General features: G+C 36.1%; 10 protein-coding genes. All 10 read right to left on the reverse strand.

Annotation, left to right across the window (positions count from 1 at the left end):
• Window positions 1–2 precede the first annotated feature (2 nt).
• Entirely contained in the window at window positions 3–1,292 is a 1,290-nt protein-coding gene (locus H510_RS0107190) for an MFS transporter (protein WP_026903708.1), read from the reverse strand.
• Window positions 1,293–1,302: 10 nt separating this feature from the next.
• Entirely contained in the window at window positions 1,303–2,172 is an 870-nt protein-coding gene (locus H510_RS0107195; RefSeq protein ID WP_026903709.1) for an alpha/beta hydrolase, read from the reverse strand.
• A 14-nt stretch (window positions 2,173–2,186) separates the two neighbouring features.
• The gene (locus tag H510_RS0107200; RefSeq protein ID WP_026903710.1) at window positions 2,187–2,522 is read right to left on the reverse strand and encodes a cupin domain-containing protein; all 336 of its coding nucleotides are present in this window, start codon (window positions 2,520–2,522) and stop codon (window positions 2,187–2,189) included.
• A 21-nt stretch (window positions 2,523–2,543) separates the two neighbouring features.
• Window positions 2,544–4,679, reverse strand: a complete 2,136-nt coding sequence (locus tag H510_RS0107205; RefSeq protein WP_026903711.1) for a heparinase II/III domain-containing protein — start codon at window positions 4,677–4,679, stop codon at window positions 2,544–2,546.
• 50 nt (window positions 4,680–4,729) lie between these two features.
• Window positions 4,730–5,476: a FadR/GntR family transcriptional regulator gene (locus tag H510_RS0107210; protein WP_026903712.1), complete on the reverse strand. Its 747-nt coding sequence runs from the start codon at window positions 5,474–5,476 to the stop codon at window positions 4,730–4,732.
• 327 nt (window positions 5,477–5,803) lie between these two features.
• Window positions 5,804–6,976 carry an efflux RND transporter periplasmic adaptor subunit gene (locus H510_RS0107215; RefSeq protein ID WP_026903713.1) on the reverse strand — a complete coding sequence of 391 codons (1,173 nt, stop codon included), beginning with the start codon at window positions 6,974–6,976 and terminating at the stop codon, window positions 5,804–5,806.
• A 1-nt stretch (window position 6,977) separates the two neighbouring features.
• Window positions 6,978–8,207, reverse strand: a complete 1,230-nt coding sequence (locus tag H510_RS0107220; protein WP_026903714.1) for a heavy metal-binding domain-containing protein — start codon at window positions 8,205–8,207, stop codon at window positions 6,978–6,980.
• 25 nt (window positions 8,208–8,232) lie between these two features.
• Window positions 8,233–9,483: a TolC family protein gene (locus H510_RS0107225; protein ID WP_026903715.1), complete on the reverse strand. Its 1,251-nt coding sequence runs from the start codon at window positions 9,481–9,483 to the stop codon at window positions 8,233–8,235.
• An 11-nt stretch (window positions 9,484–9,494) separates the two neighbouring features.
• Window positions 9,495–11,447: an efflux RND transporter permease subunit gene (locus tag H510_RS0107230; protein WP_026903716.1), complete on the reverse strand. Its 1,953-nt coding sequence runs from the start codon at window positions 11,445–11,447 to the stop codon at window positions 9,495–9,497.
• A complete protein-coding gene (locus tag H510_RS0107235) occupies window positions 11,444–12,727 on the reverse strand; it encodes an efflux RND transporter permease subunit (RefSeq protein ID WP_026903717.1) in 1,284 nt (427 codons plus the stop codon). Before H510_RS0107235 ends, H510_RS0107230 begins: the two co-directional genes overlap by 4 nt.
• Between the last annotated feature and the right edge of the window lie 4 nt (window positions 12,728–12,731).

Here is a 12,731-nt window from a genome sequence, read left to right on the forward strand (position 1 = left end):
ATTTAAGATTTTAATTTTTTTGTTGTGATATATTTTATGCTTATCCACGAAAGTGGAACTAAAACTGCTGCTAATACAAAGAATGAAACATAGCTAGTTTGTGTAATAACTGGTACTGCCCATGTAGTTAGTAAAGTACCTGCCACGGCTGCTGTACCCGCCATGCCTGCCACTACGCCAACATTTTTTCCGTTAAAATAATCGCTAGGTAAGGTTTGCAAATTGCCAATTAGAAACTGAAAGCCAAACAAGGTGGTACCTATTAATAGCATGGCCAATGTTGGCATCTCTTTTAAACTTCCTAAGAAATAGACAATGGCTGTTAAAGAAATAATCATCACAAAACAACCAATAGCAATAGCATATTTACGAGCTTTTTCAGCAAACATTCCATTTTTTATAAGCCTTGATGAATAATAACCACCTGCCAAACTACCAATGGCAGCAAACAAATACGGTAACCAAGTAAAAGCGCCTATTTGCTTAATATCAAACATGAATTGTTCTTTTAAAAAGGTTGGCAACCAGGTAACAAAAAGCCACCAAACAGGATCTATAAAGAACCTAGCCATGATAATACCCCAAGTATTTCTAAATTTCAACAGCTCTTTCCATCCTAAAATAGGCGCTTCAACAGCTGCTTCTGTAAGATGCGTTGTTGTGGGCTTTGCTAAAATATGCACTCTTTCTTCTTCTGTTAACCAAGGGTGTTTATCTGGCGTGGCTTTGTTAACTATTAACCAAGGCACTACCCAAATAATACCTAAACCTGCTATTAATACAAAGGTTAATTTCCAACCAAAAGCAATATAAAGAAGCGCAATAATAGGTGCCGATACCACCGAGCCTAAAGCTGCTCCTGCGTTAAATATACCTTGTGCTATAGCTCTTTCTTTGGCCGGAAACCATTCTGCATTACTTTTTGTTGCCCCTGGCCAGTTTCCTGCTTCGCTAAAACCTAGCATAAATCTAAAAATATTGAAAGACATCAATGATTTTGCAAAAGCATGTAAGGCTATAGAAATACTCCACCCGATGATAGAAATCGTCATCCCTAAACGCGTTCCAATAGCATCCATAAGTTTACCTGTAAAGGTTTGTCCTAAGGCATATGCTATCATAAAAAAGGTGGTAATGAGTGCTAAAGCACTTTTATTATCCGCATCAGCGATACCAAATTCTTTATAAATGTATGGCCATAAGATGTTTATAGCGCTTCTATCAACGTAATTGATAATGGTTGCAATGCCTATTAAAGCTATGATATACCACCGTAATCCTTTTACTTTCATATATTTTATTTTACTGATGGATACCTAAGTCTTTAAGGAAATTCATAATAGCAGCATTAACTTCAGCATTTTTTTCTTTCGTGAATTTTCCATGCTCGCCACCTTCTACCGTGATAAAAGTGTTTTTCACTCCCATTTCATCCAGTTTCTTCTTCAGATTTACAGATTGCTGATAGCTAACTACAGGGTCTGCATCGCCGTGTACAATAAATACTGGCGGGCTATTCTTTTTAACATGATAGATGGGTGAAACAGATTGTACAAATGCCGGATTTTTTATCTGGTCTCCTAGCCACATGTTTAACGATTTACTTGGCCAATCTCCTAATTCTGCTATACCATACTTATTAATAATAGCAGCAACTTTAACATCTTTTACACCTTTGCAATTGGTATCAAAACGGGTATCATTACCTAATAAACCACCCATTAAAGCCAAATGGCCCCCGGCAGAACCACCCATAATTACAATTTTATTGACATCAATATTTAATGCTTTTGCGTTCTTAATCAAATAAATTAATGCGCATCTGGTATCTTCAACAGCAGCGGGTGCTGGTGCAACTTGCGATAAACGATAGGCGATATTAGCTACAGCATAACCTTTCTTAAAAAAGGTATTAAAGCCTGTTTGGGATTCTTTTGAACCTTTATTCCAACCGCCACCATGAATATTAATGATAACAGGACTAAGACCTTTATCTTTGGGTGGCAGATATAAATCCATTTTACCTTCCCAGTCATTTGCCTTGGTATAAACTACATTAAGTTGCTCTGTATATCTTGATGGATATTCTACTTTTTTGAATTCTGGTGTCTCTTGTGCTTTTGAGGCAAACCCCAAGAATATCAAGAAGTATAAGGCTATTATTTTTTTCATTTGTACGGTTTTTTTTAACCTAGAAAATCTTCTCGGTGCGGACTAAATACATCTATCAATACACCAGGTTCTATGCAAACACAGCCATGTATGGTATGCGGCTTTACGTAATAACCATCGCCCGTTCTAATGATTTTTTTCTCGTCTCCTATAGTCATTTCAAAAGCACCACTTTCTACATAAGTTACCTGCGAGTGGTAATGCTCATGTAAAGTGCCTACAGCACCTACCTCAAACTTTACTTTTACCATCATGACCTGATTATCATAACCATACATTTTTCTTTGTATGCCGTTTCCTAAATCTTCCCAAGGGGTTTCCTTTTCAAATTGAAATGAATTGCTTTGCATTGTTTTTTATAATTAATTGGTTTATTTAAATGTGATATAATTATTTTTATCCTGATAGTTGATGGTATAGTTATAGGTTTTTCCTTTTAGCTGAAAGCTGATGTGGGTTTGCTTATCATCGCTATTGAGCAAGGTTAAATTGCTAATGCCACTACCAGCTGCTGTAATAGTTTCATTGATAGGATCTACCCCACCATGAGCCTCTGTAATGCTTACAAAAGTTTGCTGATTTGCAGTTGGCTGAGATAACATGAAGCCTTTGCCCGGGAAAAGACTCATATCTGGGTCATTAGCGCCAATAGCTATCTGTTTTACTACAAGTGGTTGCCCACTAGTAAAATGTGTAGTATAAAACCTTTTCTGGTTTAAGATGGTAATGAAACCACCCTTCGCATCGATGTTATTTTCGGCAACCTTCCAAATATGCTGATAACCGTAATCCTTACCTAAAGCTGTTAAATGATTGGTAAAGGCATTTATTTTAAAAGAAGCATTTACAACATGACCATTATACCAAAAAGGTAAATCGTACTGGTGGCTGCTAGCAGATTTCGCTTGATATACATCAATCAAAAGAGCTTTATGAAACTCTGGAATTTTCACCAAAGCTGTTGTCCTGTACAAATCAACATCAGCGTAAGCATGTGTTTCTTTAGCACTTAGTACTTGTAACAGGGGTTGATTACTAAAGTATAACAGCTCTGGATGTTGTTTTTCTCCCAATTCTTCCTTGCCTTGATAGTGTGATTTTTCATCTACTACCAAAGTATTGTGTGCTACAGTTTGCTTGGCCCAACTGGTATTTTCTGGTAAATAATGGCCACCTCTTTTAGATTCTATATTGATGAACCTAGCGGCGCCATAATCCACAAAAACTTCCGTATTATTATCGTAATACAAAATATTTAGCCTATCAAAATGGCCATGTCCCATGCCCTGAGAAGCTGCTTTAAAAACCAAAGCTTGTTGGTCTTTATTATCTCCGGCTCTTAAAACACCTACGCCACCTTCATCACCATTACCGCCATCTCTTATCCACTGAGATTGATATTTGAAAGGCTCGGTTTTACCTGCTGCTATAGCTTTAGCAACTTTTAAACCTGCATCAGAAACAATTACTTTTCCTTGTTTTTGAGCAATTTCTAAGAGGTGATTTTCTTCTTTTATATCCGCGTAAGCGAGATTTAAGCCATAAACCAACTCTATTGATTCATAAGTTTTATCTTTAATAGCATCGTTAAAAGGGAATAAAACGCCGTTGGTATAAGTAAGCTGTAAAGATGTATTGATAGCTTTTGCTAGCAATTTATCTCGGTACTCAAAAATATTTAGCTGAGGCTGATAATTATTAATCGCTTTTGCAAAAAGGATAAACGGTAACAAAGCATAGCGCTGATAATAAGGCCCTTCCATATAATAACCATCTGGAGAGAACAATTGATTGATTTGTGCTAAATAGCCGGTTTTACCATCTTTTTTAGAACCTTTTATTGCCATTTCTACATAATCAGGCTGATTTAAGACATAACCGGTCATCCCTACCGCAGCAACATTCCAAGTGCCATGGTTATGAATTTTATTGAAAGTTTCATAGCTATCTACCGTTAAAAATTTAAGGATAGGCATGAAAAGATTTTGCTCTATTTGCTGGCGTTCTTTTGTTGTTAGGGCATTGTAAACCAAATCATAGCCTTGTATCACATACACCTGCCAAACACAATCATTTAAACCTTGCCAAAATATTTTTCCTGCTGGATGATTTGGCTTCCTCTTTGGATGTAAAGGCCATTTCTGATATTGAGAAGCATAATTGAGCAAAATATCTTTTACATAATCGGCATATTTTTTATCCTGAGAGATTTGATAGGCAACACCACAATTTAAAATATTGATATAATTTCTTTTATGTTGCTCATGCGTAACGCCACCACCACCATCAGTAGGGATAGGCACATTTAACGGTGATTTTAAAGCTAAATCTGCCTCTGCTTTAAGAGATTCATAAGACGTTTGAAGTAATGGATATTGCTGAACGCCAGTTCTAATATGGGGTAATTGTATTTCTGTAAGCATTAAAGAAGGATGCTTTTGCGCAAATGCATTTGTGCAAGAAATGAGGCAAAAAAGTACAAATACCACTGTTTTTAAGTAGTTCATAAAAGAAAATAACTGTTTAATTATTTATTGATTTATCCTTCTCTTAGAATTTATAATTCTGCTTGTTTAATGATATGCTGTGTAGCAAAACCTGCTTTGCTAATCTGCCATATCTCATCTAAATGAGCTGCCATAGCCTGTTCTGCTAAACTAACATCCTGCTTTTCTATAGCTTCTAACACTTTACGATGTTCTGCTACAGCTCTTTTCCCTCTGTTCTCGCCACAAATTTTACTTTCTACGATATTCTTAATCAAATCAGGAATAAGAATTAATATCATAGATTCTACGACAGAATTTTTAGACGCTTTAGCAATCTTGATATGAAAAATCATATCTTCTTCCACAGCACCGTCTGCTCCATTAAGCAGTTTATTTTCGTAATCTTCTGAAGCCGATTTAATCTCTGCTAAATCTTCTTCAGTTCTCCTTTCTGCCGCTAATTTTACCGCAGTTATTTCTAAATGATATCTTGCTTCTATTAAAGCGTTAAAATCATCCTTATTAAACTTAATAATATCAGAAATGATATTATCAATCACGTTGATGCTAAGCCCAGAAACATAAGTACCACTTTGTGGATTGGTTCTTAAAAGCCCATAAAATTCTAGCTTTAAAATAGCCTCTCTTACATAACTTCTGCCTACACCAAACTTCTCTGATAAAACTCTTTCTGCTGGTAACCTATCACCTGGCTTTAACTGACCTGATGTGATTAAATGTTTTAACTGCCCAATGATTTTATCAGCGGGTGATTCTGGTTTTATGCTTTTTTTGGTTTCTGTAAGCTGAATCATTCACATAAAAATTGGTTAACCAAATATAGTTTTTAAAATTGGTTAACCAAATTTTATTTAAATTTATATAAAAGGCCTTTATATTTCTACAAAGGCCTTATGCACACTAACTATAATGGATTTCTTTCTTAGTCTCATTTTTTCAATAAAACACTTGCTAATATCAGTTATAAGAGCAAAAGAAAAGTAAGGCTGATTAGCAAAGGATTAGCTCATCTTAACCTATTTATGATCAAGAACTTACTAATTAAAGAATCATAAATACAAATTCTATTTAAGAAGATAGGATAAAAGAGATAAATGTAAAAGCAAAAGAGTTAGCCTAGGCTAACTCCCTTGTTTAAATTCTAATTCGCTGTTTAACAAATAGGCACCTTTGGTAACCACCAAATCGCCTATTTTTATGCCTTCTTTAATTTCTATTTGGTTGCTGTTTTCTAAACCTATCATAACTTCCTTTTTGGTATAGGTATTTTTACCCGTTTTTAGCCAAACCACATTGGTTTTGCCGTTTCTAAGTACTGCATTTATGGGTAGTGATATGCCTTCAGAGGTTTTACCTTTGAGTTTTACATAGGCCAGCATTCCAGGTTTTAATTGTAAATCGGTATTTTTCACATTAATCCTGACCAAATTTACCCTGCTATTTAGATTAATTTCTGGGTTTTGAAAATCAACACGACCTATCATTTCTTTTTCAGGAAAATCAGGAATATTCACTTTTACTGCTTGTTGTAAATTAACTTTTGCTAATTGTGAAGTGTATAATTGAGCTTCTGCCCATAAATTAGATAAATTTACCAGTTTCAAAATTAAGGAACCTTCCATCACATAATCTCCCTCTGTTACCATAAGCTCTGTAATGTAGCCTGATTTTTTACTATAAAAAGAAGTAAACTTATCTATCTTCTTTTGTTGGGCCAAGGTTTTAATCTGTTGTTCTGTCATCCCCCATAGTGCTAATTTTTGCTTTGCGCTTTGCAATAAACGACCATAATCTATCAAGCCATTTTTAAACTCTTGTTGCTTCTCTAAAGCTGCCAGATATTCTTGTTTAGCACTATTTAACTCTTCACTATAAATATCCATCAGCTTAGCTCCTGCAGGAACAAAATCGCCTATATTTTTAATGTATAAACGCTCTACCCTACCCGCTACTTTTGCACTGATAGCTTCTTGTAAATTTTCGTCGGTACTTAAAGTTGCTGTAACGGTAATTTCTGTGTTTACGCCACCTGCTTTTACTGTATCTGTTTGGATATTCCCTAACTGAATTTGCTGGTCGCTTAACATCAACTCGTTTACTTGTTTACTAGCATTTTTTTGCACCGCAATTAAGTCCATTTTACAAATGGCACAAGTACCCGGCTCTGGCTCCATAATCTGCGGATGCATAGAGCAGGTATAATAAGTATTGCTGTCTGCTGTAGTTTTTTTATCGCCGTTACAGGCATTTACCAAAAACAAAACAGCTAGCGAAATCAATTTTAATATTTTCATCTTATGGTTTAATTGCGATAAAACTTTCACTATCTATTAAATATTGAGCATTTACAGCCACTTCATCTTTTGCCGTAAGACCTTTTAATATCTGCACCTTAGCATTCACTTTATAACCTGTTTTTACCTGATGCACTTTAAAACCAGCAGCTGTTTTCAACATTACAACCTCATGTAGCCCTAAACTAATCACAGCACTTTCTGGCAACCAATTACCAGATAAAGTTTCGGCTTTGATTGTTGCCTTTACCTGCGCTCCTACAGGTAAATGTTGATTAGGGTTATCGATATTGATTCTCGCTTTGATAGTTTTAGCTCCTTCTCTAAAAAAAGGCTCGATAAAATTTATTCTAGCTTGGATTGGCTTATCAGGATGCGTTTCTACGGTAAGACTTACTGGCGAACCTACTTTCACCATCTTTTGCTGATGCGTATAAACATCAACCAACACCCATAAATGCTCTGGATTATAAACCTTAAAAAGTATATCTCCTTTATTAACATACATGCCCTCTCTAAGCTGTAGCTGGGTGGTATTCATATTAAGCTGCATAGCTTGCTCTTCCTCATTAACATCATGGATATGCCCTGTATAAGAACTATAAACCGGCAAAGTAAAATTACTTTCCTTAGTTTTAATGATTTGATTAATTTGCTGGGCAGATACTCCCAACAATTGTAGTTTTTGCTTTGCAGCTTGAATTAATACGATGTTTTCAGCATCATTTTTAACCAAAAACAATAGTTCTTCTTGTGCGGTAAGCATCTCCGGACTGTAAAGTTCTAATACTTTTTGCCCTTTGCTTACATCCTGAAAATTATATTTCAGATACATTTTTTCTATTCTCCCGCCAAATCTTGCCGATACCGTACCTGTATAATTATCATTATAAGCTGTAAAGCCTAAAGCATCAATAGCTATTTCTTCTTCGCTTTCGCTGATTTTAGTTAAGCCTATTTTAGAAACTACCAAACTATTGGTAGGCTGTAGTAAACTTTCTAAACTTACATCTTTCACCTGCTCTGCTTCGGTTATTTTAGGTACCAAATCCATTTTGCAAATTGGGCAGCTGCCAAATTCATCCCTTATAATTTCTGGATGCATGGGGCAAGTATATTGCGTGGTATGTTCATGTGCTTTTTTATCTGTAAAAAGTTCGCAAGAAGAAATTACAGCTATAAGCGAGAGCATTAGTACAAAAACGCTTTTTTTATATCTTAAATTCACCATTTTAAATCTTTTATATGTTAATGGTTTATCTTAACTCTAGAATCCTATCTAACTCTATTTGCATCTTGAGGTACTCCTTTTGCAAATCGATATAATTAAGTTGGATCATGTTTAAGCTTTCCCAAGCATCAAACAACATAAATAGTTCTGCTGTATTTTGCTCGTAGGCCAATTGTAAACTTTGGTAATTTTTTCTAAAAGCAGGGATAATCTGCTGTTCAAAAAGTTTAAGTTGCTTTTCTTTGGTTTGTAACTCACTAACCTTACCAAAAGCCCTTCCTCTTATCTCGCTTAAAAGCATATCTTTTTCTTGCCTTAAAGCTTCTGAGCGCCATTTCAAACCTTCAATATTTGCCCTTTCAGATTTGGTAGACCAAGCCACAGGTATTTTAATCATCCCCATTAAAGAATATTGCATAGGCATGCCGCCAAAACCAAACATGTGCTCGTACTTCACGCCAAATTCTGGTTTCAACATACTTTTCTCTACAGCTTGCTCTAAACCATTCAATACAATACTTTGCACTATAGCTTTGATATCACTTCTATGGTTAGCTAATGTTGTGCTATCATAAAGGGATGATTGATATTGCTTTTGAGGATAAACCGTATCGATATCAAAATTAGATAGCTTATTGCGGTTCATTAAAGTGTTCAGCATAATTCTATTCTGCTTGATATCGTTCTGCAACATCAACTGCATATTTTCTATATTGGCCAAAGCGGCTTTTGCTTTATAATAAGTATTTAACTTTTCTAAACCATTTTTATATCTGATTTCGGTACTCCTAATCATAAAGCTTAGCAATTGCTGATTTTGCTCCAGAACCTTAGCTTTTTCTTTTGCTAATTTCCACTCCACAAAGTTTTGCTTTGCCAAGCTAAACAAATTAAAAGCAACACCTTTTTTGTTTTCTAGCTCTACAGAAGATGCTGTTTCCATCAGTTTTGCATTGGCATTAAGGTTACTTTTATTAGGAAACATTTGCTCTAAACTGATAGCGTATTGGCCCATTCCTGTGCTTCCATCCATTCCTCTTCTCCACATAGAAGTATTGTAAGGCACCATCCATAAGCCGGTTCCTAACTGCGGACTTTCCCAATCTTTAGCGCCTTTTGCCATCTCATCCATAGATTTGATTTCGGCATCGTACATCTTCAACTGTGGGTTTTGCTGCTCTATCTGCTTCAAAATAGTTGCTAAGTCTAACTTTTCTTGTGCTTTTACAACCACAACTTGCAAAAGCAGCACTAGCATCATTAATCTTGTTTTCATCTTATTAAAATCTAGTGTTTAGCATCTAAAACTTCTATTTTACCATACTTCTTCAACTCGTACTCTTTAGTCATTAGAAATATTAATGGTGTAACTAATAATATATGTGTTGATGATGTTAACACCCCACCAACCATAGGTAGCACAATAGGAATCATCACGTCGCTACCTACACCAGTGCTCCATAGGATAGGGATTAAACCAAACAGAGAAACGCAAACGGTCATGAGCTTTGGTCTTAAGCGTTTTGCTGCGCCAGCTATCACGTAAGTTCTTAAGTCTTCTTGGGTAATGGTTTCTCTAGAGTTTCCTTTTAGTGCAACCAATTGCTGCATGGCATCATTCAGATAAATTACCATCACAATACCTGTTTCTACTGCTAAACCAAAAAGTGCAATAAAACCTACGGCTACCGCCACAGAAAGATTAACACCCCAGAAATAAACCATAAAAGCACCACCAATAAGGGCAAACGGAATAGATATCAAGCTAAAAAACGCTTCTCTTACCGAGTGGAAAGCGAAATACATACATAAAAAGATGATGATTAACACGATAGGGATAATCAATTTCATGGTACGCTCGCTACGGATAAGGTTTTCATATTGCCCGCTCCATTCTATAAAATAACCTTTAGGTAATTGCCCTATCATGGCATCTAGCTTCTCGCGAGCTTCTTCTACCGTACCTGCTAAATCTCTATCTCTTACATTAAATAAAACAGTCCCGCGTAGTAAAGCATTTTCTGAATTAATCATGGGTGGACCTTCAGAAATCCCAATATCAGCTACAGCTTCTAAAGGAATTGGACCAAAATCCATGGTTTGTACTTGCAAACGTTTTAAATCTTGCAGGTTATCTCTAAAATCTTGGCCATAACGGGCATTTACAGAAAATCTTTGTCGGCCTTCAATCGTAGTTGTCAATTGCATACCACCTAAAGCACTTTCAACTACGGTATTTACATCATCCACACTTAAATTGTATCTGCTTATTTCATCTCTTTTAATGGCTATATCAATATATTTACCACCAGTAATAGGCTCCACATATAAATCCTTAACCCCTTCTATACCTTGCAAATAGCTGCGTATTTTTTGAGAGAAAGCATCAATGGTATCTAAATTTTGACCGTAAACTTTTACACCTACATCTGTTCTGATACCTGTAGAAAGCATATTGATACGGTTGATGATGGGCTGCGTCCAACCGTTAGTAACCCCAGGTATTTGCAACTTAGCATTCAATTCGTTGATGATATCGTCTTTCGTAAGACCAGAACGCCATTCGTGTTTAGGTTTAAGTAGGATAATCGTTTCTATCATACTGATAGGCGAATTATCTGTTGCTGTTTCGGCTCTTCCGGCTTTTCCTAAAACATAGCTAACCTCTGGCACAGATTTGATAATCTTATCCTGAACTTGTAGGATACGTTTGGCTTCGCCATTAGAAACATCGGGTAGCGTTACAGGCATGAATAAAATAGAGCCTTCATCTAACGGAGGCATAAACTCTCTACCTAAGCTCCATAACATCGGCACACTAATTAATAAAGCCAGAATATTAATACCTAGTGTAGTTTTTCGCCAGTGTATACATTTGGTAATCAAGGGTTCGTACCAAGCTTCTAGCTTTCTGTTAACCGGGTTTTCATTTTCGCTTTTAAACCTACCTTTCATAAAATAAGAGATGAGTACCGGTGCTAAAGTGAGCACCAAAATAGCATCTATCACTAAAATGAAGGTTTTGGTATAGGCTAAAGGGCCAAATAGTTTTCCCTCTTGCCCGGTTAATAAAAACACAGGTAAGAAAGAAGTAATGATGATAACGGTAGAAAAGAACACCCCTCTTGATACTTGCTTACAAGCATCGGCAATAATTTGCAAGCGGGTAGCTTCAGGAATAGGTGTATAACCTAAATCTTCCTTTTTCTTGTTGAATATATTTTTGATGAATCCTATCATGATTTTTGATGTTTTGGATTGTTTTGCCATTCAGACAATCGGCGATAAGCGTTTTCAGACATGATGATTCCATTATCTACAATAACACCAATAGCCAAAGCAATACCTGTTAAAGACATGATGTTAGATGAAATACCAAAAGCATTAAGTAATAAAAAGCTAAGAGCGATAGTTACCGGTATTTGTAGAATAATACTTAAAGCACTTCTCCAATGCATCAAGAAAATAATAACGATAATACACACCACTATAATTTCTTCTAACAATTTTACTTTGATGGTATAAATAGCCGCTTCTATTAAAGAACTTCTATCATAGGCAATATTAAACTTCACACCCTTTGGCAAACCCCTTTCTACTTCTTCCATTTTGGTTTTAACAGCAGCAATAACTTTATCGGCATTTTCTCCATAACGCATCACCACAATACCTCCAACAGCTTCGCCCTCGCCATTTTCATCAAAAATACCGAGTCTTAAATCGCCTCCCATTTGCACTGTACCAATGTCTTTTACCCTTACAGGGATCCCTTTGTTATTGGCTATAGCGATGTTCTCTAAATCCTGCTTATTCTTAACATAGCCCAAACCTCTGATGATGTAGGCCATATCGCTCATCTCAAACTTTCTTCCGCCAACATCATTATTGTTTGCCTTCACCTTATTCATCACATCCATTAAGGAAAGGTTATAGAATTGCAATTTTAAAGGATCTATCACCAATTGGTATTGCTTTTCGAAGCCACCAAAAGAGGCTACTTCTGCAACGCCAGGTACGGTTTGTAAAGCCAGTTTGATGTACCAGTCTTGTAGTGCCCGTTGCTCGCCAAGGTCCATTTTACCGGCATCCAAAGTATACCAAAATATATGACCAACACCCGTTCCATCAGGGCCTAGTGTTGGGGTAATACCTTCTGGTAATAATCGCTGTGCGTAGTTTAATCGCTCTAATACACGGGTACGAGCCCAATAAATATCCGTTTGATCATCAAAAATGATGTATACAAAGCTCATCCCAAACATAGAACTCGCTCTGATATCTTTTACCTGTGGGATACCCTGTAAATTACTTACCAATGGATAGGTAATTTGGTCTTCTATGACTTGCGGACTTCTACCCATCCATTCGGTAAATACAATCACTTGATTTTCTGATAAATCAGGGATGGCATCTATCGGATTTTCTTGTACAGCATATATCCCCCAGCCAAACAAGCCCATCGTTATCAGTAAAACGAAGAGCCTGTTTTTTAAAGAAAAATCTATAATTGCTGGTATCATCTTT

The sequence above is a fragment of the Pedobacter glucosidilyticus DSM 23534 genome (assembly GCF_000425145.1).
Classification (GTDB): domain Bacteria; phylum Bacteroidota; class Bacteroidia; order Sphingobacteriales; family Sphingobacteriaceae; genus Pseudopedobacter; species Pseudopedobacter glucosidilyticus.

Bases quoted from the DNA above. Each gene is read 5' to 3' on its own strand.
- H510_RS0107190 (WP_026903708.1), bottom strand. From the start codon at position 1,292: ATGAAAGTAAAAGGATTACGGTGGTATATCATAGCTTTAATAGGCATT.
- H510_RS0107230 (WP_026903716.1), bottom strand. From the start codon at position 11,447: ATGATAGGATTCATCAAAAATATATTCAACAAGAAAAAGGAAGATTTA.
- H510_RS0107195 (WP_026903709.1), bottom strand. From the start codon at position 2,172: ATGAAAAAAATAATAGCCTTATACTTCTTGATATTCTTGGGGTTTGCC.
- H510_RS0107200 (WP_026903710.1), bottom strand. From the start codon at position 2,522: ATGCAAAGCAATTCATTTCAATTTGAAAAGGAAACCCCTTGGGAAGAT.
- H510_RS0107235 (WP_026903717.1), bottom strand. From the start codon at position 12,727: ATGATACCAGCAATTATAGATTTTTCTTTAAAAAACAGGCTCTTCGTT.
- H510_RS0107225 (WP_026903715.1), bottom strand. From the start codon at position 9,483: ATGAAAACAAGATTAATGATGCTAGTGCTGCTTTTGCAAGTTGTGGTT.
- H510_RS0107205 (WP_026903711.1), bottom strand. From the start codon at position 4,679: ATGAACTACTTAAAAACAGTGGTATTTGTACTTTTTTGCCTCATTTCT.
- H510_RS0107215 (WP_026903713.1), bottom strand. From the start codon at position 6,976: ATGAAAATATTAAAATTGATTTCGCTAGCTGTTTTGTTTTTGGTAAAT.
- H510_RS0107210 (WP_026903712.1), bottom strand. From the start codon at position 5,476: ATGATTCAGCTTACAGAAACCAAAAAAAGCATAAAACCAGAATCACCC.
- H510_RS0107220 (WP_026903714.1), bottom strand. From the start codon at position 8,207: ATGGTGAATTTAAGATATAAAAAAAGCGTTTTTGTACTAATGCTCTCG.